Below are 22,340 nucleotides of genomic sequence, written 5' to 3'. Positions count from 1 at the left end.
CGAGATCCCGTCGCGGTTGGACGTGGCGCGGGTCGTGGTCACCCGTGAGGTCGTGCTGGAGAACGTGAACCCGACCATCGTCCCGCGGGACGCGCGGGAGTCGCAGGGTCGTGAGCGCCGGGAGAAGTCGGCCTGACAGGCCCGGAGTCGTACTTGACGACGGCGGGGCACCGGTGACGGTGTCCCGCCGTTTCGTGTGTTGGACGTGACCGTTCGGCGGGTCGTACGGGCTGGCGCTCTGGCACTACCTTCCTGATCATGAGCTACGTTCCCGCGACCGCTTATCCGACCGGAGGCGAGCGCCCACCGAACGTGACACCCGCGGCGATCGGGCTGATCATCGCCGGTGCGGTCAGCTTCGTGTCCGGCGCGATCTGGATGGCGGCCGGCCTGTCGGTCATCAACGACGAGGCGAACAAGGGTACGCAGCTGGGCGGTTCCGACGCCGTCGCGTACATGATGGTGTTGTCGCCGGTGTTGTCGGTGTTCCTGGCGCCGGCGACGATCATCGGCGGGGTGCAGATGCTCCGGCGACGGACCCGCAACCTGGCCGTACTGGGGGCGATCTTCGCGGTGGTCCCGTTCACCGGGTGCTGCTTCCTCGCGGGCATCCCGGTGGGGATCTGGGCGCTGCTGACGTTGCGCCGGCCGGACGTGGCGGCCTGGTACGCGGGGCGTCCGGTGGCCGCGCCGCCGCAACCCCCGCCGTACGGGCCGCCGCCGCAGTACTGGTGAGGTGCGGGCGCCCTCCGACGTAGCAGCGTGACGGCGGCTCCGTAGACTCGTTGGGGTGACCGTGACTCCGCAGACCGCCGCCGCGACCGAACTCCCCGCCCAGTACCAGCCCGGTGAGGTAGAGACCCGCCGGTACGAGCGGTGGGCGGCGGACGGGCTCTTCGGTGTCGACCCGGCTTCGGACCGCCCGGCGTACAGCATCGTCATCCCCCCGCCGAACGTGACGGGGTCGCTGCACATGGGCCACGCGCTCGACCACACGATGCAGGACGCGCTGATCCGGCGCCGCCGCATGCAGGGGTACGAGGCGCTGTGGATGCCCGGCATGGACCACGCCGGCATCGCCACGCAGAACGTGGTGGAGCGACAGCTGGCCGAGCAGGACGGCAAGTCCCGGCACGACCTGGGCCGGGACGCGTTCGTCCGGCGGGTCTGGCAGTGGAAGGACGAGTACGGGGGCCGCATCCTCGGGCAGATGCGCCGGCTCGGCGACTCCGTCGACTGGTCCCGCGAGCGGTTCACCATGGACGCGGGCCTGTCCAGCGCGGTCGGCACGATCTTCAAGCGGCTGTACGACGACGGCCTGATCTACCGCGCCGAGCGCATCATCAACTGGTGCCCGCGCTGCCTGACCGCGCTGAGCGACATCGAGGTCGAGCACTCCGACGACGAGGGCGAGCTCGTCTCCATCCGGTACGGGGAGGGCGACTCCGCGATCGTGGTGGCGACGACCCGGGCCGAGACGATGCTGGGCGACACGGCGGTGGCCGTACACCCGGAGGACGCGCGCTATGCCCACCTCGTCGGTACGGAGGTGGAGCTGCCGTTCACCGGCCGGCGGATCCCGGTGGTGCCGGACGCGCACGTGGACCCGTCCTTCGGTACCGGGGCGGTGAAGGTGACGCCGGCGCACGACCCGAACGACTTCGAGATCGGGCAGCGGCACGACCTGCCGTCGATCACGGTGCTGGACGAGCACGGCGTGATCACGGCGCACGGGCCGTTCGAGGGGCTGGACCGGTTCGAGGCGCGGCCGGCGATCGTGGCGGCGCTGCGCGAGCAGGGGCGCATCGTCGCCGAGAAGCGGCCGTACGTGCACGCCGTCGGGCACTGTTCGCGCTGCAACACCACGGTCGAGCCGCGGCTGTCGAAGCAGTGGTTCGTGAAGGTGGAGCCGCTGGCGAAGGCGGCCGGTGACGCGGTGCGCGACGGGCGCGTCGCGATCCACCCGCCAGAGCAGGAGAAGCGCTACTTCGCCTGGGTCGACAACATGCACGACTGGTGCATCTCGCGCCAGCTGTGGTGGGGCCACCGCATCCCCATCTGGTACGGGCCGGCCGGCGAGATGGTGTGCGTCGGGCCGGACGAGGAGCCGCCGTCCGGCGAGGGCTGGACGCAGGACGCCGACGTGCTCGACACGTGGTTCTCGTCGGCGCTGTGGCCGTTCTCCACGCTGGGCTGGCCGGAGCGGACCCCCGAACTGGCGAAGTTCTACCCGACCAGCGTGCTGGTCACCGGGTACGACATCCTGTTCTTCTGGGTCGTCCGGATGATGATGTTCGGGCTGTACGCGATGGCCGGGCGGCAGCCGTTCGACCAGGTGGTGCTGCACGGGCTGGTGCGCGACCAGTTCGGGAAGAAGATGTCGAAGTCGCGCGGCAACGTGGTCGACCCGCTGGAGTGGATGGACCGGTTCGGCGCCGACGCGACCCGGTTCACGCTGGCCCGGGGCGTCAACCCGGGCGCGGACGTGGCGGTCAGCGAGGAGTGGGCGCAGGGTTCGCGCAACTTCTGCAACAAGCTGTGGAACGCGACGCGCTTCGCGCTGCTCAACGGCGCGACCGTGGCGGGCCCGCTGCCGACCGAGCTGTCCACTGTGGACCGTTGGGTACTGTCCCGGCTGCACGCGACGGTCGCCGAGGTGGACCGCCTGTTCGAGGAGTACGAGTTCGCGAAGCTCTGCGACACGCTCTACCACTTCGCCTGGGACGACGTCTGCGACTGGTACCTGGAGCTGTCGAAGCCGGTGCTCGCCGCCGGCGGCCCCGCGGCCGACGCGACCCGCCGGGTGCTCGGTGAGGTGCTCGACGTCCTGCTGCGGCTGCTGCACCCGGTGATGCCGTTCGTCACCGACGAGCTGTGGGAGGCGCTGACCGGGCCGGGCGCGGGCCGTTCGGTGATGGTGGCGGAGTGGCCGACCCCGGACGACGCGCGCCGGGACGCCGCCGCCGAGAACCGGATCGCCGTACTCCAGCGGATCGTCACCGAGGTCCGCCGGTTCCGTTCGGACCAGGGGCTCAAGCCGGGGCAGAAGGTGGCGGCGCGGCTGGTGTTCCCGGCCGACGACGCGGGCGTCGCCGCGCACGAGCCGCTGATCCGGTCGCTGGCCCGGCTGGCGGACGCGGGCGACGGTTTCGAGCCGACCGCGTCGCTGACCGTGGCGGACGTCGAGGTCGCGCTGGACACCCGCGGGTCGATCGACGTGGCGGCGGAGCGGGCCCGGCTGGAGAAGGACCTGACCGCGGCGCGCAAGGAGCGCGACGGCTGCGCCGCGAAGCTCGGTAACGAGGCGTTCCTGGCGAAGGCGCCGGAGCCGGTGGTCGGGAAGATCCGGGGCCGGCTGGCAGCCGCCGAGGCGGACATCGCCCGGCTGACCGACGCGTTGGAGGGTCTGACCGGCCGTGGCTGAGAGCAGCGAGTTCGCGGCGGTCGACAAGGAACTGCTGGACCGCGGCTTCACCCGGATGGTGTTCGAGCCGGAGCGCATCGTCCGGCTGCTCGACCTGCTCGGGACGCCGCAGCGCGCGTTCCAGTCGATCCACCTGACCGGTACGAACGGCAAGACGTCGACGGCCCGCATGATCGACGCGTTGCTGCGCGCGCACGGCGTCCGCACCGGGCGGTACACGAGCCCGCACCTGGAGACGGTGCGCGAGCGCATCTCGCTGGACGGTGAGCCGATCGGCGAGCGCCGCTTCGTCGAGGTGTACGAGGAGATCGCCCCGCTGGTGGCGATGGTGGACGCCGAGTACCCCGAGCCGGTGACGTACTTCGAGGTCACGACGGCGATGGCGTTCGCGGCGTTCGCCGACACGCCGGTGGACGTGGCGGTGGTCGAGGTGGGTCTCGGCGGCGCCACCGACGCGACGAACGTGCTGCACGCCCCGGTCTGCGTGCTCACCCCGGTCGGCCTGGACCACTCGGAGTGGCTGGGCGACACGATCGGCGAGATCGCCACGCAGAAGATGGGCATCGTGCACCAGGGCGCGACGCTGATCAGCGCCGCGCAGCCGGAGGAGGCCGTCCGCCCCATCCTCGAACGCTGCGCCGAGGTCGACGCGACACTCGCCCGCGAGGGCGTCGAGTTCGGCGTGCTGCGCCGGCAGGTGGCGATCGGCGGCCAGCTGCTCAACCTCCAGGGCCTCGGCGAGACGTACGAGGACGTGTTCGTGCCGCTGCACGGCGCGCACCAGGCGCAGAACGCGGCGATGGCGCTGGCCGCGGTGGAGGCCCTGCTCGGCGCCGGCGCCGGCCGTGCCCTCTCCGCCGATCTGGTACGCGAGGGCTTCGCGCAGGTCACGTCGCCGGGCCGGCTGGAACGGGTGCGTACGTCGCCGACGGTGTTGCTGGACGCGGCGCACAACCCGGCCGGGATGGCGGCGACGGTCGCCGCGCTGGAGGAGGAGTTCGAGTTCCGGCGGCTGGTCGTACTGGTCGCGGCGTTGGGCGACAAGGACGTCACGACCATGCTGGAACTGCTCGAACCGGTGGCCGCCGAGATCGTGGTCAGCCGCAACTCGTCGCCGCGGTCGATGCCGGTGGCGGAGCTGGCCGAGCTGGCGCGCTCGATCTTCGGCGCCGACCGGGTACACGTGGAGCCGGACCTGCCGGACGCGATCCAGGAGGCGGTCGGGCTGGCCGAGCACGGTGAGGACATCGCGCTCGGCGGCCTCGGCGTACTGGTCACCGGCTCGGTGGTGACGGTCGCGGACGCCCGGAAGCTGCTGGTCCGATGACCACCCCGGACCCCGACCACCCCGCGGACGGCACCACGCCGGACGCCGAGCGCGGCGGCGACGCCGAGCGGGCCGACGACACGGCCACGGCGGACGGGGCCACCGAGGACGGGGCGACGGGTCCGGAGGACGGCGCGGGACCGGATGCGACCGGTACCGGAGAGGTGGACGGGGCGCCACGCTCGGGGCTGCGCAACCCGCCGGCGGCGATGCGGGGTGCGGGTGCGGCGACGCTGGTCATCGAGGCGCTGGTACTGCTGCTCGCGCTGCTTCCGCTGAGGATGCTCGGTACTCCCGGTTGGGGGATCGGGCTGGTGGCGGGCCTGCCGGTGCTGTGCCTGGTCCTCACCGGACTGCTGCGGTTCCGCTGGTCCTGGTTCGTCGGGATCGGCCTGCAGGTACTCGTGGTCGCGAGTGGCGTGGTCGTGCACTGGTCGGTGGGGTTCATCGGCCTGGTGTTCGGCGCAATCTGGATCTACATGCTGCGGCTCCGGCGTACGGTGCTGGGCCGGATCTGACCGCGGTCAGCGGATGCGGGCGACGGACAGCCACAGTCCGGCGAGCCCGACGAGGATCATCACCGGGTACCAGGCGGCGCCGAGCGGCCAGGTGCCCTCTTCCACCGCCCACGGCTGGCTGGGCGCTTCCGGGTCGATGACGACGTCGATGGCCCGTCCCACGTCGAGGCCCTGGTTGGAAACCAGGTTGGCCAGCGGGCCCTCGTGTCGTCGGCCGTCGACGAGGTACCGGACGACGGGGCGCAGGGCGGCGCCCTTGCCGGGGGCGAGGGTTTCGGGGGCGTTGTCGATCACCTGTGCGGACAGCCGGGTGCCCGTCCGGCGGAGCCGGATGAGCTGCACGGCGGGCAGGATCACCTGGCGTACCAGGAGAACCACGCCGGCGAGCAGGAGCACGGCGAAGAGTGCGAGGGGCAGCACGACACCGGAGCGTACGCCGGTGTTCTGGGTGGTTGTGCCCGGGCGGACTTTCGTTCAAGATGTCAAAAGTTAGGACCGAACATGGGAGAAGCTGTGGCCGACAGCCTGGCGTACCGGGTGCTGTGCCTGCTCCGGGAGCACGGCGCGCTGTCCCGGGCGGAGCTCGCGGACCGGCTCGCCGTGCCGCGCGCCCGGCTGCTCGGCGAGCTGGGCCGGCTCACCGCCGCCGACCAGGTACGCGAGGCCGGGCCGGCGGCGTCCCGTGGTGGGCGGCGCTCGACGCTGATCGAGCTGTCCCCGGCGTACCGGTTCGGTGCGGTGGACCTGGGCGCGACCTCGGTACGGGTGGAGGTGTGCGACCGGGGGCTGGAGCCGCTGGCCGCGGTCGAGCAGGCGGTCGACATCCGGTCCGGCCCGCGCCCGGTACTGAAGGTGGTCAGTGAACTGCTCGGCAAACTGCGCGCGGACGGCGCGTTCCGGCAGCTGGACGGGCTGGGTGTCGGGCTGCCCGGCCCGGTGAGCTTCCGCGACGGGGTGCCGGTGTCGCCGCCGATCATGCCCGGCTGGGACGGCTTCCCGGTCCGCGAACTGCTCGCGCACGAGCACAACTGCCCGGTCGTGGTGGACAACGACGTGAACATCATGGCCATCGGCGAGGGGTACGGCGGGGTCGCCCGGTCGGTCGAGGACTTCCTCTACCTGAAGCTCGGTACGGGCATCGGCTGCGGCATCCATCTCGGCGGCCGGGTGTTCCGCGGCAAGGACGGCTGCGCCGGCGACATCGGGCACATCCAGGTCGACCCGAACGGTCCGGTCTGCGCGTGCGGCAACACCGGGTGCCTGGAGGCGGTGTTCGGCGGTGCCGCGCTGGCCCGGGACGCCACGGCCGCGGCGCGCGCCGGCCGCTCCCCGGTACTCGCGGAGCGGCTGGCGGCGGCCGGCGCGCTCTCGGCGTACGACGTGGGGCAGGCCGCCGCGGCGGGTGACCCGACGGCGATCGGCCTGATCCGGGCCGGTGGTACGGCGCTGGGCACGGTGCTGGCCGGCCTGGTCAGCTTCGCGAACCCGTCGATGATCGTGATCGGCGGCGGCCTCGCCGGGCTGGGGCACCGGCTGCTCGCCGAGGTCCGCGCCGTCGTGTACAGCCGGTCGTTGCCGCTGGCGACGGGGAACCTGCCGCTGGTGCTGTCCGAGCTGGGCGACCGGGCGGGGACGCTCGGCGCGGCCCGGCTGGCCAGCGATCTCGTGTTCCATCAGGCCTAGGTGAGGAGAACCGCACAGTGTCCACAGTGGACGAAGTCGGCATCGGCATGGTGGGCACCGCGTTCATGGGCGCCGCGCACTCCCAGGCGTGGCGTACCGTCGGCCGGGTCTTCGACCTTCCGGTACGCCCGCGCATGGTCGCGGTCTGCGGCCGGGACGAGGCGCGTACGGCGGCGGCCGCCGACCGGCTCGGCTGGTCGTCGTACGAGACGGACTGGCGGGCGCTGATCGCCCGCGACGACGTACAGCTGGTGGACGTGTGCACGCCCGGGGACAGCCACGCGGAGATCGCGATTGCCGCGCTGCGCGCCGGCAAGCACGTCCTGTGCGAGAAGCCGCTGGCGAACACGGTCGCCGAGGCCGAGGCGATGGCCGCGGCGGCGCGCGAGGCGGGCACCGTGGCGATGACCGGCTTCACGTACCGGCGGGTGCCGGCGCTGGCGCTGATGGCGGAGATGGTGGCGGCGGGCCGGATCGGCGACGTACGGCACGTGCGCGCGGCGTACCTGCAGGACTGGTTGGTGGATCCGGCGTCGCCGCTGACCTGGCGGCTGCAGGCCGAACACGCCGGCTCGGGCGCGCTCGGCGACCTCGGCGCGCACATCGTCGACGCCACGCGGTACCTGACGGGGCTGGAGTTCACGGCGGTCAGCGCGTTGACGGAGACGTTCGTGACCGAGCGGCCGACGGGCGACGGCGGGACCGGCGCGGTCACGGTGGACGACACGGCGCTGTTCCTGGCCCGGTTGAGCGGCGGCGCCGTCGGCACGTTCGAGGCCACCCGGTACGCGACGGGCCGCAAGAACGGCCTGCGCATCGAACTGAACGGCACCCGCGGCACGCTCGCGTTCGACCTGGAACGGCTCAACGAACTGGAGTTCCACGACGGGACGCGGCCGCAGGCGGAGGCCGGCTTCACCCGGATCCTCGTCACCGAGCCGATCCACCCGTACCTGTCGGCGTGGTGGCCGCCGGGGCACCTGCTCGGGTACGAGCACGCGTTCACCCACCAGGCGCGGGACCTGCTCACCGCGATCGCCGCCGGGGCTGACGATTCCGCTGCACGACCGGCCCACGCGTCGTTCGACGACGGCCTCGCCGTGCAGCGGGTACTCGACGCGGTGGCGTCGAGCGCGGCGGACGGCACCTGGACCACTCTCTAGAGAGGGACGTACGAAGATGGCGCGACCGATCACGTTGTTCACCGGCCAGTGGGCCGACCTGCCGTTCGTCGAGGTGTGCAAGCTGGCGTCGGGCTGGGGGTACGACGGGCTGGAGATCGCCTGCTGGGGCGACCACTTCGAGGTCGACAAGGCGCTCGCCGATCCGTCCTATGTGGAGGGACGCCGGCGGATCCTGGCCGACCACGGCCTTTCCGTGTACGCGATCTCGAACCACCTGGTCGGCCAGGCGGTCTGCGACTTCCCGATCGACGAGCGGCACCAGGCGATCGTGCCGCCGGCCGTGTGGGGCGACGGCGACGCCGAGGGCGTACGCCGGCGTGCCGCCGAACGGATGAAGGACACCGCCCGCGCCGCCGCCCTGATCGGCGTGGACACCGTGGTCGGCTTCACCGGCTCGTCCATCTGGTACACGCTGGCGATGTTCCCGCCGACCCCGGACTCCATGATCGAGCGCGGCTACCAGGACTTCGCCGACCGCTGGAACCCGATCCTCGACGTGTTCGACGCCGAGGGCGTACGGTTCGCGCACGAGGTGCACCCCACCGAGATCGCGTACGACTACTGGACGACGGCGAAGGCGCTGGACGCGATCGGCCACCGCCCCGCGTTCGGGCTGAACTTCGACCCGTCGCACTTCATCTGGCAGGACCTCGACCCGGTCGGCTTCCTGTGGGACTTCCAGGACCGCATCTACCACGTGGACTGCAAGGAGTCGAAGAAGCAGTTCAACGGGCGCAACACCCGGCTCGGCTCGCACCTGCCGTGGGGCGACCCGCGCCGCGGCTGGGACTTCGTGTCCACCGGGCACGGCGACGTGCCGTGGGAGTCCTGCTTCCGCACCCTCAACGCGATCTCCTACGACGGGCCGATCTCGATCGAGTGGGAGGACGCCGGCATGGACCGGCTCACCGGCGCGCCCGAGGCGCTGGCGTTCATCCGGAAGCTCGCCGCGATCGAGCCGCCGTCCGCGTCCTTCGACGCCGCGTTCAGCTCGAACTCCTGACCCTCGTACGGCATGCTGGGCGGATGACGGACGCACCGGCGGATCTGGCGCGGAGTACCGCGCGGCGGCTCGGCACCGACGAGACCGTCGCGCGGTGCGTCACGCTCCTGGCGCACGGGGATCCGTTCGCCGAGACCGATTTCCTCGTCTCGCTGTCCGGAGCAGCCGCGGCGAGCGAGATGAGCCGGCGCACCCCGGACGACGACCCCACCCTCCTGTACTGGCCGCGCGTGTGGGCCGCGCGTGCGCTGGTGTACGTGTGGTCCGAGGACGCCGTACCGGCGGTGGTGGCGGCGCTCGGTGACGACGCCTGGCGGGTACGGGAGATGGCGGCGAAGGTGGTCGTGGCGCACGAGGTCGGCGCCGCCGGCGACGCGCTCGTCCCGCTGCTGACAGACCCCGTCCCCCGGGTACGGTCCGCCGCGGCCCGCGCGCTCGGTACCGTCGGCGAGGCCGAACACGCGCCGGCACTCCGGGCGGCGGCCGGCGACGACGACCCCGACGTACGGCGGCGGGTGGCGGCGGCGCTCACCGCCCTGTCGCGCCGCCTCGACCGCCCACTCTGACCGCGCCCCACGACCGTCCACTCCCGACCGTCCACTCGGGACTGTCCACTCCGGACCGTCCACCCGCTTGTCCGGGACCGTCTGGCCCAGGCCGCGCTGCCCGAACCGTCCACTCCGGTCAGCGGGTCAGGGCGGCGAGGGCGCGGTGGAAGTCCGGGCAGGTGGCGATGTCCTCGGCGGGACACTCGACGGCGCAGTTCAGCAGGTCGTGCCGGGCCTGCAACTCGGCGATCCGCGCGCGCAGGTCGGCCTGGTGCGCGGCGAGCCGGGCCCGCCGGTCCGCGCCCGACGGTGCCGCGAACAGGTCCCGGATCGCGTCCAGCGACAGCCCGGCCTGCTTGGCGCGCAGGATCGCGCCGACCCGGGTCGCGTCGCCCGCGTCGTACCGTCGGCGGCCGGCGGGGTCGCGTGCCGGGGCGAGCAGCCCCACGTCCTCCCAGTGCCGCAGTACGTGCGTGGCCACCCCGTACTGCGCGGCCAGCTCGCCGATTGACTTCAGGTCGGCCTGAACTCGCATGCTGTCCAGCATGACGGACGAGACGCCGCCGGCGTACCTGGCGGCCCTGGACAGGTTCGAGACGCTGCCGACGGCGGTGGCGCTGCGGGCGCGCATCACCGACCTGCTGGCAGTACCGGCGGGTGGTGGAGTGGTGGACGTGGGGTGCGGGGCCGGTCGCGCGGTCGACGAGCTGGCTGCCGCCGGGCTCGCCCCGTGCGGCGTGGACGCCGATCCGGCGATGGTACGGATCGCGCGTTCCCGGTACGGGCACGACTTCCGGGTGGCGGACGCGACGGCGCTGCCGCTGGCGGACGCTTCGGTCGCCGGGTACCGCGCGGAGAAGGTGTTCCACGAGCTGCCGGACCCGGGCGCGGCGCTGGCCGAGGCGTACCGGGTGGTGGTGCCGGGCGGGCGCGCGGTGCTGGCCTCGCAGGACTGGGACCTGATCGGGGTGGCCGCGGACGATGTCGCCGCGACGCGGGCGAAGGTGCACGCGCTGGCGGACCGGCTGCCGGGCGGTTCGGTGGCCCGCCGCTTCCCGGAACTGTTGGCACGCAACGGATTCGGTGACGTACGGGTGGTCGCCTCGGCCGGCGTGTTCACCGGGTACGAGATGGTCGAGCCGGTGCTGACCGCGCTCGCCGGCGGCGACGACGGCTGGCTCGCCGAGCAGCGGCGCCGGTCGGCCGAGGGCACGCTGCTGGTCGTCGTGCCGCTGCTGGTGGCCGTCGGAGTACGCCGCTGACCCGACCGACGCCGGGCACCTCGGGGGCGCCCGGCGTCGTGGAGAGACGGGTCAGAGCGTCGCGGCGTACGGGTCGAAGTCGGTGGGCAGCGGCTCCGGCGCCGTGGCCGTCGTGGACAGCGACGTGAAGCTGCCGGCCGCGGCCGACTCGGTGATCGCGGTCATCAGGTCGAGGACGTGCAGCGCCAGGTCGCCCGACGCCCGGTGCGGCGCGCCGGTACGCAGTGCCCGGGCCATGTCGAGTACGCCGACGCCGCGGCTGGCCGTCGCGCCCTGGCAGGGTACGACGGTCCAGTCGTCGTCGCTCGCCGTCCGCAGCCGGATGTCGCCGTCGAAGTTGTTCGGGTCGGGCAGCGCGATCGTCGCGCCGGTGCCGGTGATCTCCAGGAACCCGGCCCGCGGCAGCGGCGAGTCGAAGCTGAGCACGCTGGTGGCCGCCTGCCCGCCGGCGAACTCGACGAGCGCCGACACGTGCGTCGGTACCTCGACGGGGAACTCGGTGCCCGCCAGCGGCCCCGACCCGACCGTACGGGTGGCGCGGGCCTTGCGGGCGACGGCGCCGACCCGGCTCGCCGGTCCGAACGCGGCGACGAGCGCGGTCAGGTAGTACGGGCCGAGGTCGAACAGCGGGCCCGCCCCGTACTGGTAGAGGAACGCCGGGTTGGGGTGCCACGACTCCGGCCCCGGCACCTGGAACAGGGTGAGCGCGGTGAGCGGCGTACCGATCGCGCCGTCGGCGATCAACCGGTACGCCGTCTGGAGTCCCGCGCCGAGGAACGTGTCCGGCGCGTTGCCGACCCGTAGCCCGGCGGCGGTGGCGTCGGCGAGCAGCGCCGCGCCGGCCTCGCGTTCCAGGGCGAGGGGCTTCTCCGAGTACACGTGGCGGCCGGCGGCGACGGCCTTCGCGGCGACCTCGGTGTGCGCCGCCGGGATGGTCAGGTTGACGACCAGCTCGACGTCCGGGTGCGCGACCACGGTGTCGGTGTCCCCGACCACCGGCACGCCGTACTTCTCCGCCGTGGCCCGCGCGCGGTCCTGGTCCAGGTCGGCCACCGCGACGACGGCCACGTCCGGGAACGCCGACAGGTTCGTCAGGTACTGGTCGGAGATCGTGCCGCAGCCGACGACGCCGACGCCGACCGGCCCGCTGCCCGCGCTCACGCGGACAGTCCCGTCAGGTAGCGGTGGCTTTCGGCGAGCGCGTCGAACATGTCGGTCGCGCACTCGTCCAGCTCCACCACGCGGTACGCCGTGGGCGCGGCGGCGAGGATGTCCGTGATCGGTACGGTGCCCGCGCCGACCGCGGTCATCGGCGCGTCCCTGACCGCCGGCCCGTCCTTCACGTGCAGGTACCTCACCCGGTCGCCGAGGCGGCCGAGCAGGTCGGCGGTGACCTCGCCGCCGACGGTCGACCAGTACACGTCGACTTCGAGGATGACCTCGGGGGCGAGCTTGTCGGCGAGCGCTTCGAGCGCGGACCGGCCGTCGATCCGGCTCTCCAGCTCCCACCAGTGGTTGTGGTAGCCGATGCGGAGGCCGCGGTCGGCGGCGCGCGCGGCCGTGTCGTTGAGCTGGTCGGCGATGCGGGCGACCCCGTCGGCGTCGGCCCACTGTTCGGGCGCGACGGCCGGCACGATCACCGCGTCCAGCCCGAGTACGCCGGCAGCGTCGAGGATGTCGTCGCGGCGCTCACCGAGTACGGGGGCGTGGGTGGACCAGACGGTGAGGCCGAGGTCGTCGGCGACGGCGCGGAAGCCGGCCGGGTCGTTGAGCGGATCGTACGGCTCGACGGCGCCGAAACCGATGTCGGCGATGCGCCGGAGGGTGGCGTCCCGATCCCGGGACAGGTCGTCGCGGACCGAGTACAGCTGGACACCGAGCATGGTGAACTCCCGGGAGGACGGAAGCGGATGCGGTAAAGCTAGGCGACTTTCGTACCTGCGGTCAACGACTTTTGACTATTTCAACAGAAGTCACGGTACGTCGATCCACGCCGTGTCTCCCGACGCGTCCACCCCGCTCACCGCGAACCCCAGGTCGGCGAGCTGTCTCGTCACCGGTACGTCCGTGCTGCCCTCGTGCCGGTAGTGGCTGACGAGCAGCCGGCCGCCCGGCTCGACCAGCGCCAACCCGTGCCGTACCAGCTCGTGCCGGCGGTGCGGCGGCACCAGGTCCAACAACAGGTGCACGTACGTGAAGCGCCGGTCGGGGCACCGATCCAGCGCGTTGCCGACGGTGATGCGGTCCGCCCAGTACGGCAGGCGCCGGCGGGCCAGCGCGACGAGCCCCGGCGACAGGTCCACCCCGTACGGCTCGATGTCGAGGCCGCGCTCCGCCGCCCACGTCCGCGCCGACTCCATCAGCAGCCCGTTCGCGCAGCCCAGGTCGAGGAACGTGCCGGAGCGGCACATCCCGGCGACGACACCGATCCGCCGCGCCCGCCAGTCCGCCGCCGTACCGCCGAAGCCGGAGCCGGCCTCGACCGTCTCGGCCCGCAGGTACGCCGGCTCCAGCAGCCGTACGGTGTCGGCGAACCAGCTCGCATCACCCTGCGCGGCGAACGACTCGGCCGCGTCACCGACCGCCCGCGCCTCGTCCGGCCGGTCCGCCAGCAGCCGTACGAGCGTCGCCGGGTCGCCCGACACCAGCTCGACCACCCGGTGCGGGCGGCGCCCCCGGTAGCGGTCGCCGTCGAGCCACAGGTACAGGTGGTCGCCGTCGAGGGCGACCGGGTGCGCGCGCTGGAACCGGTACCCGGCCTGTTCCAGCGGGATCCGCAGGCACGTGTCGAGCAGGTAGTGCTCGCCGGGGAGTACCGGACCGGACGGGAGTCGTACCGGATCGGGGATCGCGGCGCAGGCACCGCCCGGCAGGAACGGCACGAACGTGACGCGCCGGACCGCCGCGGGGTCCGGGTCGCCGTCGATCCTCCGGTACGTCACCAGCCCAGACTGCCAGCGCCGCGCCCGGCCCGCCCGTACTCCACCGGCACGATCGTCCAGGTGGCGGCCGGGTCCGACCGCCCGTCGCTAGCGGATCTCGCCGGTGTGGGCGATGTTGGCCCGGTCCTCCGGTTCGGCGCTGGGCGCTCCGGCCAGCCAGGCGTCCAGGATCTCGCCCAGCAGCGGCGCGGACACCACCCGCAGGCTGAGCGCCAGGACGTTCGCGTCGTTCCACCGCCGCGCCCCGTCCGCCGTGTACGCATCCGCGCACAGCGCGGCACGTACGCCGGGGACCTTGTTGGCGGCGATGGACGCGCCGGTGCCGGTCCAGCAGCAGACGACCGCCTGGTCGGCCCGGCCGTCCGCCACGTCCCGGGCCGCCGCCTCGGCGCACCAGGCCCAGTCGGCCCGGTCGTCCGCCCGGAGCGCCCCGTACGGCCGGACCTGGTGGCCGCGCCGGGTGAGCTCGTCGACGAGTACCGCGGCGATCCCGTCGGGGGAGTCCGCCGCCACCGCAATCCGCATACGACGACCCTACGACGCCCCGGTGGAACAGCAAGAACGGTCAGGCGCCGGGCCCCGCGGCTGCCGATGATGGGGACATGGCCGAACGCGACAGGTTGCGGGACATGCTCGACGTGGTGATGGCGAGCGTCGAGGACCCGACGTGCGACGGTGCCGAACTGGCCCACCGGGCGTACCTGTCGCGCTACCACTTCGACCGGCTGGTCGCCGCCGCCGTGGGGGAGCCGACCGGCGCGTTCCGGCGGCGGCTGCTGATGGAACGCGCCGCGTACCGGTTGCGGGACGGGGCGTCGGTCACCGACGTCGCGTTCGACGCCGGGTACGGCTCGCCCGAGGCGTTCACGCGGGCGTTCCGCCGGTCGTACGGGCGGGTGCCGTCGGCGCTGCGGGGCGACCCGGGCGCTCGCGTACGGCTGCCCGCCCCGAACGGGATCCACTTCTGTCCGCCCGGCGCCCTGCGGCTGCCGGCCGACTCCGGGGAGACGACGATGGACGTCACCACGACGCTGCTGGCGCACGACAACTGGCTGGTCGGCGAGATCCTCGACCGCGCCGCCCGGCTGCCGGACGAGACGCTCGACCGGCCCATCACGATGAGCGTGGACGCGCTGGACGCCGGCGGCAGCATGCGCGACCTGCTGCACACCCTGGTGAGTACGAAGGAGCGGTGGACGGCGGCGGTGGCGGGGGACCGGCCGCCCGGTGGCGACCCGCTCGGCTCCGAACTGCCCGCCGAGGCGCGCACCGTCGACGCGCTCCGCCGCCGGTACGACAGCGCCGGCCCCGCGTTCCTCGCGCTCGCCAACCGGATCCGGGAACGCGGCGAGGAGGGCGTCACGTTCATCGACGCGACCTGCACGCCACCGCAGACGTTCAGCTACGGCGGCATGATCGCGCACGTCCTGAACTTCTCCGCGTACCGGCGGACGCTGGCGGTCGCCGCGCTGCGCGAGTACGGGATCGACGATCTGGGGTTCGGCGACCCGGCCCGCTACGACGGCTGACACTCCACTGTGGAGCGTCGTACGCGGAGGCGCGAAGCGGCCGGGCACAACGGTTCAGGTGGGGGTCGATCCACTGTGGACGGGCGCCACCGGGTCGGACCCGGTGGCGCCCGGTCGTCAGGACACGTCGGCCGCGACGTCGTCGATGAGGAACGACGTCGGTACCGAGGAGTCCTCGGTGCCGGTGAAGCTGAGCGTCACCGTGGTGTCGGCCAGCCCGGTCAGGGTGAACGTGCGCAGCACGTACCCGTCGGACGCGTCGGCGTTGGAGTACGTCGCCAGCGTCGTCGAGTTGGCCTTGACCGTGAGCGTGTCGTACGGCGAGGCGGACTTCTCCTCGGTCGTCACCCGCAACTGGAACGAGACGGTGAACGTCCCGCACCGGTGCGGTACCTGCACCGACTGGGTGAGCGTGTCGGTGTGCGTGGTGCCGTACCCGTCGAGCCAGGCGTACGCGGAGCCGGAGTGGGCGGCGTTGTCGACGCCGTCCGGTGCCACCACGCCCGGGCCGGTCGTCCAGCCGGTCGCGCCGTTCTCGAAGCCCGGGTTGGTGAGCAGCTGACCCGCGGCGCAGACGTTCGTCCGCACCGTCCACGAGAACGACGTGCTGGCGGTACGCCCGCCGGCGTCGCGCGCGGTCACCGTCACCGTCGAGGTGCCGACGGTGGTGGGACTGCCGGTGATCTTCCCGGCCGCCGAGATCGACAGCCCGGCCGGCAGGTTGCTCGCCGACCACGTGTACGGCCCGGCGCCGCCGGACGCGGACAGCTGGACGCCGACCGTGTCCGCCACGTCGTTGGCCTGCGTACCCGGGTTCTTCACGGTCACGGTGCTCGGCGCGAACGCCGCCGTGCCGTTCGGGGTGCCCAGGCCCGTCGGCCCGTCCCAGCCGGTACGCGCGGTGCACATCGGCGCGCCGCAGCTGCCGTTGCTGCCGCTCGTCACGTCGAACAGCTTCGACGCGTGCGCGTACGGGTACGCCGCCGGGTAGTCGGCCGTGGTCGTCTTCCCCGCCAGCGCGTACACACTGGCGATGATCGGCGCCGAGGCGCTGGTCCCGCCGTACACGTACCAGCCGGAGCCGCCGTACGTCTGGTACACGGCGACGCCGGTGTTCGGGTCGGCGACCGCGGCCACGTCGGCCTCGGCTCGCTTCCCGCACCCGGTGGAGACGGTCTGCCACGCCGGCTTCGCGTCGTACGCCGAGCAGCCCGAACCGGCGCCGCTCCACGCCGTCTCGCTCCAGCCCCGGGAGTTCGTCGACTTCTTCAGCGACGTACCCCCGACCGCCGTCACGTACTTCGACGTCGCCGGGTACGACGCGCCCGTGCCGTAGTCGCCGGTACTGGCGGTGATGGCCACCCCGGGGTGGTTGAGGTGCGAGTCGAGGGACGTCTGCGAGGAGTCCTCGCCGCCACCCCAGGACAGCGACACGTACTTCGCGCCGAGCCGTACCGCGGTGTCGACCGCGGCGAACAGGTCGGTGTCGTAGTTCGAGTCGGCCTCGACCAGGATGATGTTGGCCTTCGGCGCCACCGCCGACACCATGTCCAGGTCCAGCGAGATCTCGCCGGCCCAGCCCTCGTCGGCCGCCGGCAGCGGGCTGGTCCCGCCGGTCTGGTTGACCTTCCGGAACTGGCCCGACGCGAGCGCCGGCAGCCCGTAGTACGACCGGTACTTGGCGAGGTCGCTCGCCGCGTGCGGATCGTCGTACGCGTCCACGATCGCGATCGTGGCACCGGCACCGCCACCCGACGGCAACTTGTACGCGCCGCGCAGGTCCGCCGGACCGTACGCGATGGTGGCGGCGGGCTGGATGCCGGTACGCCGCACCGCGAGGCACGAACGGGCGTGCGCCCCGGACGGGGTGTCGCACACGCGCTGCGTGGTCGGTGCCGCGGCGGCCGGCGTCGCCGTACCGAACGCGGCCAGGCCCGTCGCGGTCGCGACGGTGGCCGTGATCAGGGCACGGCGCAAGGGGTTACCCATAGGCGGTCCTCTCGCTGAGGGGATCCGGCGACGTTCGCCGGAGAGGACGCCACGAGCATGGAGTAGGGGACCGGCACGGGCGCCAGTAAGGATCTACCGGACCGCGGCGGGGCACACCACCGGACGTTCGGTTGATGTCGGGACACGAAACGGCAGACGCCCCCGACCGGTCGCCGGGGGCGCCTGTTGTCCACAAAGGACGGTCAGGACACGTTGACCGCCGTGTCGTCCAGCAGGAACGACGTGGCGAGCACCGAGTCCTCCGTACCGGTGAAGCTGAACGTCACCGTGCTGCCGGCCGCGCCGGTCAGCGTGTACGAGTGCTTGAGGTAGCTGCCGGTCGTGCTGGCGTTGGAGAACGTCGCGACCGTGGTCGAGTTCGCCTTCACCGTCAGCTTGTCGTACGCGGTGCTGCCGGACTCCTGGGTGCTGACGTACAGGTAGAACGAGAACGTTACCGAGGAGCAGCCGGACGGGATCGTCACCGACTGGCTGACCGTGTCGGTGTGGGTGGTGCCGTACCCGTCGAGCCAGGCGTAGTACGAGCCGGTGTGCGCGACGCCGCCGTCCGCGTTCGACGACACGACGCCGGACGAGGCCGACCACGGCGCCGCCGACCCGGTCTCGAAGCCCGGGTTGCCGAGCAGCTGACCGGCCGTGCAGGTGCCGCTCGATCCGACCGTCCAGGTGAACGACGTCGAACCGGTCAGGCCGGTGGCGTCCTTCGCGGTCGCGGTCACGGTGTACGTGCCGTTCGCGCTCGGGCTGCCGGTGATCGCGCCGGACGACGAGATCGACAGGCCGGTCGGCAGGCCGGTCGCCGACCACGTGTACGGCGCGGTGCCGCCGGACGCGGACAGCTGCAGGTTGACCGAGTCACCGGTCTTGTTCGACTGGCTGCCCGGGTTCGCCACGTTCACCGATCCGGTACTGCCGCCCGCGGCGAACGCGGCCGTCCCGTTCGGCGTACCGAGGCCGGTCGGGCCGTCCCAGCCGGTGCCCGCGGTGCACCAGACCGACGTGGAGCACGAGCCGTTGTTGCCGCTCGTCACGTCGTGCAGGTTCGACTGGTGCGAGTACGGGTACGCGGCCGGGTAGTCGCTGCTGCCCGGGGTGCCGGCCAGGGCGTACACGCTGGCGATGATCGGCGCGGACGCCGAGGTGCCACCGTAGACCGCCCAACCGGACCCGCCGTACGTCTGGTACACCGCCACGCCGGTCGCCGGGTCGGCGACGGCCGACACGTCGGCCTCCGCGCGCTTCGAGCAGTTCGTGGTGACGGTCTGCCAGGTCGGCTTCGCGTCGTACGCCGAGCAGCCCGAACCGGTGCCCTCGGTGGAGTTGGTGTTCCACACCTTCTCCGACCAGCCACGCGCCGAACTGTCCTTGGTCAGCGACGTACCGCCGACCGCGGTGACGTACTTCGACGTCGCCGGGTACTCGGCGCCGTAGTTGCTGTCGCCGGCCGAGACGGTGATCGCCACGCCCGGGTGGTTGAAGTGCGCGTCGTCGCTGGTCTGCGTGGACGACTCGCTGCCGCCCCACGAGTTCGACACGAACTTCGCGCCGAGCGTGACGGCCTCGTCCTCCGCGGTGTACAGGTCGGAGTCGGTCGCCGAGTTGGCCTCCACCAGGATGATGTTGGCCTTCGGCGCCACCGCCGACACCATGTCCAGGTCCAGCGAGATCTCGCCGGCCCAGCCGGTGTCACCGGTCGGCAGCGGGCTGGTCTGCCCGTTCTGGTTGACCTTCTTGAACTGACCGGACGCGAGCGCCGGCAACCCGTACGCGGACCGGTAGGCGGCCAGGTCGCTCGCCGCGTTCGGGTCGTCGTACGCGTCGACGATGGCGATCGTCTGGCCGGCGCCGCCGTTGGCCGGCAGGCTGTACGCGCTCTGCAGGTCGGACGGCCCGTACCCGGACGGCAGGTCCGGGTGCATGCCGGTACGGCGCAGCGCCAGGCAGGACATCACGTGCGGCCGGTCGGGCTGCGCGCAGACCTGCTGGACGTCGGATCCGGTGACGCCTGCCGGGGCCGCCCAGGCGGACTGGGCGAGGCCGGCCGAGGCCAGCGCCGTCGCGGAGAACGCGACGAACGTCGTGGCCAGGGCACGGCGCAGGGGTGTACCCATGGCTGTTCCTCTCGGAATGAGGAATGAGGGGAAACCGGTGTCGAGGGAAACACCGGGTGATAGAGGGACGGAACCTCCTTTACCAGCGGCGGACAGGGTGAACCGCACTGGCGCGCCATAAGGCGCTTTTAAGGATTTACACGAAGATCGCTGCCAGGCATAGGGGTAAATTTGACGGATCTTGCCGTCAAACCCGCCACCTGCGGATACGCCCGCAATCCGGTCGATCAGTCGGTGCGGTAGTAGCTCTTCGGGTCCGTCGGCACCACCAGCGGGTACTCCCCGGACGGTCCCGCGTAACGCTTCCCGTCCGGGTACGGCCACGGCTGCGCCGTACACCCGTGCAGCCCCAGCGTCTGCTGCTCCATCGTCGGCGCCGGCCGCCCCTTGCCCGGGCACAGCTCGTGCCCGTGCCCCAGCCGGTGCCCCACCTCATGACTGATCGCGTACTCCCGGTACCCGGTGAGGTCGCCCGCGTAGTAGGGGACGGCGTGCACCCAGCGGGACACGTTGACGACGACGGAGTTGCCGTTCTGGCAGGACGTGTACCGGTCGAACACGGTGCCGCACAGGACGTCCCGCGTCGCCGGCGTCACCAGGTACACCGTGAAGTCGTACGGCCGGCCCGGACCGACGCGTTGCAGCCGTACGTCGCCGCCCGCGGTCCAGCCGCGCCGGTCGCCGAGGATCGTCACCACGTCGTCGGCGAACGTGGCCGCCGGCAGGTTGTCGATCCCGTGCTCCACCGCCACCCGGAACCGCAGCAGCGACCCGGAACGGCCCAGTACGGCGCTGTCGCCCGCGGCCACCGAGTACGTTCCGCTGCCGCGGAGCGGGTACGTGACCGGTGTCGGCGACGGGCTCGGCGACGGGCTGCTGGCGTTCGGACTCGGTGCCGCCGTCGCCCGGTGGCTCGCCGACGGATCCGCCTCCGTCGGCCCGCCGGAGCAGCCGGCCAGCACCGAGACCGCCGCCAGCGCACCACACATCGCCCACCCGAGCCGCCGCATCCGGTCAGGCTACGCGGCCAGCCGGCACCGTCGTGGCAGGTGCCCGGACGCGGCCGGTCACGGCGCGGGGAGCGTGACGCGGATCCGGCAGCCCGGCCCCGGACCGACCACGCCGATCGTGCCGCCGTGCAGGTCGACCGCCCAGCGGGCGATGGCGAGCCCCAGCCCCGTACCGCCGTCACCGCGGGCCGGCGCGCCCCGGATGAACCGTTCGAAGACGCGTTCCCGGTCCTCGGTACGGATGCCCGGTCCCTCGTCGCGTACCTCCAGGGCGACGCCGTCGTCGGTGCGCGCCGCGGACAGGCTGACCAGGCCGCCGGGCGGGCCGTGCCGGCAGGCGTTGTCGACCAGGTTGGCGAGGACCTGGTGCAGCCGCTGCGGATCCGCGTACATGGTCAGATCCGGTGGTACGACACGGATCTCGAAGCGTGCCGGGGCGCCGTCGGCGGCCGGCGTACCACCGGACTGCGCGACCACGTCGGCGAGGAACACCTCCGCGTCGAGCAGCTCCCGCCGCAGCGGTACGACACCGGCGTCGAGCCGGGACATGTCCAGCAGCTCGGAGACGAGCCGGCCGAGCCGTTCGGTCTGGGCCAGCGCCGTACGCAGCTCGGACGGGTCGCTGACGCCGTCCACCACGTTCTCCAGTACGGCCTGGAGGGCGGAGATCGGGGTCCGCAGCTCGTGCGAGACGTTCGCGATCAGTTCGCGCCGCTGCCGGTCGGCGACGGCCAGATCGTCGGCCATCCGGTTGAACGCGCGGGCCAGCTCGCCGACCTCGTCCCGCGACGACGCCCGTACCCGGCGGGTGTAGTCGCCGCGGGCCATCGCGCCGGCCGCCGCCGTCATGTCCCGCAGCGGCGAGGTCATGCCGTGCGCCAGTACCTGCGTGACGACCAGCGCGACGGCGATCGCCAGCACGGCCAGCAGCATGCCGAGCTGGTTGGTACCGATGCCCAGCCAGAACACCGCGGACGCGGCGCAGATCGCGGCCGTGACCAGGACGCCGATCTTCAGCTTGATGGACCCGATCCGGTCCAGCGGGCGGATCACCGCTCCGCCCCGACGTCCAGCGCGTACCCGACGCCGTGCACGGTACGGATCAGTCCCGGGCCGAGCTTGCGGCGCAGCGCCTTGATGTGGCTGTCGACCGTACGGGTGCCGGAGCCGTTGGCCCAGCCCCACACCTCGGCGAGCAGTTGGTCCCGGGACAGCACCGCCCGCGGCCGCTCCGCCAGGCGTACCAGCAGGTCGAACTCGGTGGGGGTGAGGTGGATGTCGGCGCCGGCCCGGCCGACCCGGCGCTCCGCCCGGTTGATCTCCAGGTCGCCGAGCGCCACCACCTCGCCCGCCGCCCGGGACGCCCGCTCCACCCGGCGCAGCAGCGCCTGCACCCGGGCGCACAGCACCCGCATGCTGAACGGTTTCGTCAGGTAGTCGTCGGCGCCGACGCCCAGCCCGACCAGGTGGTCCGTCTCGGAGTCCCGCGCGGTCAGCATCAGTACGGGCACCGGGCGGTCCGCCTGGATCCGCCGGCACACCTCCAGCCCGTCGAACCCCGGCAGCATCACGTCCAGTACGACCAGGTCCGGCGGCTCCGCCCCGTGGGCGGCGGCGACTGCGGCCGGCCCGTCCGCGGCCAGCTGGACCAGGTACCCCTCGGCCCGCAGCCGCGCCGCGATCGACTCGGCGATGGTCGGCTCGTCCTCGACGACCAGTACGCGTCGCTGGTTCATGACCGGAATGTATGTGGACCGTGTGGAGGCGCACCGCGCGCGTGGTGAAGATG

21 protein-coding genes and 1 pseudogene are annotated in these 22,340 nt (G+C 72.8%); 11 read left to right on the top strand and 11 right to left on the bottom strand.

From position 1 onward, the window contains the following. From Aru02nite_RS28590 to Aru02nite_RS36955, 5 genes and pseudogenes are all read left to right on the top strand, one after another. Positions 1-136: pseudogene (locus Aru02nite_RS28590) on the top strand (ATP-dependent Clp protease ATP-binding subunit ClpX); the annotation flags it as partial. A gap of 122 nt (positions 137-258) precedes the next feature. Continuing rightward, on the top strand, positions 259-735 hold the full coding sequence (locus Aru02nite_RS28585) for a hypothetical protein (RefSeq protein ID WP_203662852.1): 477 nt from the start codon (positions 259-261) through the stop codon (positions 733-735). 55 nt (positions 736-790) lie between these two features. Further along, positions 791-3,424, top strand: coding sequence for a valine--tRNA ligase (locus Aru02nite_RS28580; RefSeq protein WP_203662850.1), 2,634 nt, complete (start codon positions 791-793; stop codon positions 3,422-3,424). 55 nt (positions 3,425-3,479) lie between these two features. Further along, a complete protein-coding gene (locus Aru02nite_RS28575; protein WP_373324998.1) occupies positions 3,480-4,751 on the top strand; it encodes a bifunctional folylpolyglutamate synthase/dihydrofolate synthase in 1,272 nt (423 codons plus the stop codon). Further along, positions 4,748-5,269 carry a DUF4233 domain-containing protein gene (locus tag Aru02nite_RS36955; RefSeq protein WP_239077011.1) on the top strand — a complete coding sequence of 174 codons (522 nt, stop codon included), beginning with the start codon at positions 4,748-4,750 and terminating at the stop codon, positions 5,267-5,269. Before Aru02nite_RS28575 ends, Aru02nite_RS36955 begins: the two co-directional genes overlap by 4 nt. A gap of 6 nt (positions 5,270-5,275) precedes the next feature. Here the strand turns inward: Aru02nite_RS36955 and Aru02nite_RS28565 are convergent, their stop codons facing one another. Further along, positions 5,276-5,689, bottom strand: coding sequence for a DUF3592 domain-containing protein (locus Aru02nite_RS28565; RefSeq protein WP_203662842.1), 414 nt, complete (start codon positions 5,687-5,689; stop codon positions 5,276-5,278). 81 nt (positions 5,690-5,770) lie between these two features. Here Aru02nite_RS28565 and Aru02nite_RS28560 point away from each other — a divergent pair, with 81 nt between their 5' ends. The 4 genes from Aru02nite_RS28560 to Aru02nite_RS28545 are packed head-to-tail and all read left to right on the top strand — an operon-like array spanning position 5,771 to position 9,705. After that, positions 5,771-6,952 carry an ROK family transcriptional regulator gene (locus Aru02nite_RS28560; protein ID WP_203662841.1) on the top strand — a complete coding sequence of 394 codons (1,182 nt, stop codon included), beginning with the start codon at positions 5,771-5,773 and terminating at the stop codon, positions 6,950-6,952. Positions 6,953-6,969: 17 nt separating this feature from the next. After that, complete coding sequence (locus Aru02nite_RS28555) at positions 6,970-8,115, top strand: Gfo/Idh/MocA family protein (protein WP_239077010.1); 1,146 nt, start codon at positions 6,970-6,972, stop codon at positions 8,113-8,115. Positions 8,116-8,131: 16 nt separating this feature from the next. Beyond that, positions 8,132-9,139 carry a sugar phosphate isomerase/epimerase family protein gene (locus tag Aru02nite_RS28550; RefSeq protein ID WP_203662840.1) on the top strand — a complete coding sequence of 336 codons (1,008 nt, stop codon included), beginning with the start codon at positions 8,132-8,134 and terminating at the stop codon, positions 9,137-9,139. A 23-nt stretch (positions 9,140-9,162) separates the two neighbouring features. Next, the gene (locus tag Aru02nite_RS28545) at positions 9,163-9,705 is read left to right on the top strand and encodes a HEAT repeat domain-containing protein (protein WP_203662839.1); all 543 of its coding nucleotides are present in this window, start codon (positions 9,163-9,165) and stop codon (positions 9,703-9,705) included. A 118-nt stretch (positions 9,706-9,823) separates the two neighbouring features. Here the strand turns inward: Aru02nite_RS28545 and Aru02nite_RS28540 are convergent, their stop codons facing one another. Continuing rightward, positions 9,824-10,222 carry a MerR family transcriptional regulator gene (locus Aru02nite_RS28540; protein ID WP_203662837.1) on the bottom strand — a complete coding sequence of 133 codons (399 nt, stop codon included), beginning with the start codon at positions 10,220-10,222 and terminating at the stop codon, positions 9,824-9,826. Positions 10,223-10,232: 10 nt separating this feature from the next. Between Aru02nite_RS28540 and Aru02nite_RS28535 the strand changes: the two genes are divergently transcribed. Continuing rightward, the gene (locus tag Aru02nite_RS28535; protein WP_203662835.1) at positions 10,233-10,949 is read left to right on the top strand and encodes a methyltransferase domain-containing protein; all 717 of its coding nucleotides are present in this window, start codon (positions 10,233-10,235) and stop codon (positions 10,947-10,949) included. A 51-nt stretch (positions 10,950-11,000) separates the two neighbouring features. On the opposite strand, the gene Aru02nite_RS28530 is transcribed toward Aru02nite_RS28535, so the two are convergent. The 4 genes from Aru02nite_RS28530 to Aru02nite_RS28515 form a co-directional block, all read right to left on the bottom strand. After that, complete coding sequence (locus Aru02nite_RS28530; RefSeq protein WP_203662833.1) at positions 11,001-12,110, bottom strand: Gfo/Idh/MocA family protein; 1,110 nt, start codon at positions 12,108-12,110, stop codon at positions 11,001-11,003. Then, positions 12,107-12,832 carry a sugar phosphate isomerase/epimerase family protein gene (locus Aru02nite_RS28525; RefSeq protein ID WP_203662832.1) on the bottom strand — a complete coding sequence of 242 codons (726 nt, stop codon included), beginning with the start codon at positions 12,830-12,832 and terminating at the stop codon, positions 12,107-12,109. The genes Aru02nite_RS28530 and Aru02nite_RS28525 overlap by 4 nt, the downstream gene beginning before the upstream one ends. 90 nt (positions 12,833-12,922) lie before the next feature. After that, positions 12,923-13,891: a class I SAM-dependent methyltransferase gene (locus tag Aru02nite_RS28520; RefSeq protein ID WP_203662831.1), complete on the bottom strand. Its 969-nt coding sequence runs from the start codon at positions 13,889-13,891 to the stop codon at positions 12,923-12,925. An 87-nt stretch (positions 13,892-13,978) separates the two neighbouring features. After that, positions 13,979-14,416 (bottom strand): RpiB/LacA/LacB family sugar-phosphate isomerase, encoded by a 438-nt coding sequence (locus Aru02nite_RS28515; RefSeq protein ID WP_203662830.1) that lies wholly within the window; start codon positions 14,414-14,416, stop codon positions 13,979-13,981. A gap of 77 nt (positions 14,417-14,493) precedes the next feature. Between Aru02nite_RS28515 and Aru02nite_RS28510 the strand changes: the two genes are divergently transcribed. Next, positions 14,494-15,420 carry a helix-turn-helix domain-containing protein gene (locus Aru02nite_RS28510; protein ID WP_203662829.1) on the top strand — a complete coding sequence of 309 codons (927 nt, stop codon included), beginning with the start codon at positions 14,494-14,496 and terminating at the stop codon, positions 15,418-15,420. A gap of 117 nt (positions 15,421-15,537) precedes the next feature. Here Aru02nite_RS28510 and Aru02nite_RS28505 read toward each other — a convergent pair whose 3' ends face one another. From Aru02nite_RS28505 to Aru02nite_RS28485, 5 genes are all read right to left on the bottom strand, one after another. Continuing rightward, entirely contained in the window at positions 15,538-17,409 is a 1,872-nt protein-coding gene (locus Aru02nite_RS28505; RefSeq protein WP_203662828.1) for a S53 family peptidase, read from the bottom strand. Positions 17,410-17,612: 203 nt separating this feature from the next. After that, positions 17,613-19,541: a putative Ig domain-containing protein gene (locus tag Aru02nite_RS28500; RefSeq protein ID WP_203662827.1), complete on the bottom strand. Its 1,929-nt coding sequence runs from the start codon at positions 19,539-19,541 to the stop codon at positions 17,613-17,615. Between the two features lie 227 nt (positions 19,542-19,768). Beyond that, entirely contained in the window at positions 19,769-20,551 is a 783-nt protein-coding gene (locus Aru02nite_RS28495) for a DUF3152 domain-containing protein (RefSeq protein ID WP_203662825.1), read from the bottom strand. 57 nt (positions 20,552-20,608) lie between these two features. After that, positions 20,609-21,604 (bottom strand): HAMP domain-containing sensor histidine kinase, encoded by a 996-nt coding sequence (locus Aru02nite_RS28490; protein ID WP_203662822.1) that lies wholly within the window; start codon positions 21,602-21,604, stop codon positions 20,609-20,611. Further along, the gene (locus tag Aru02nite_RS28485) at positions 21,601-22,287 is read right to left on the bottom strand and encodes a response regulator transcription factor (protein WP_203662820.1); all 687 of its coding nucleotides are present in this window, start codon (positions 22,285-22,287) and stop codon (positions 21,601-21,603) included. The genes Aru02nite_RS28490 and Aru02nite_RS28485 overlap by 4 nt, the downstream gene beginning before the upstream one ends. Positions 22,288-22,340: the final 53 nt, after the last annotated feature.

Source organism: Actinocatenispora rupis (genome assembly GCF_016861975.1).
In the GTDB taxonomy this organism is placed as follows: domain Bacteria; phylum Actinomycetota; class Actinomycetes; order Mycobacteriales; family Micromonosporaceae; genus Actinocatenispora; species Actinocatenispora rupis.
This window is presented reverse-complemented; position numbering and strand designations above follow the sequence as displayed.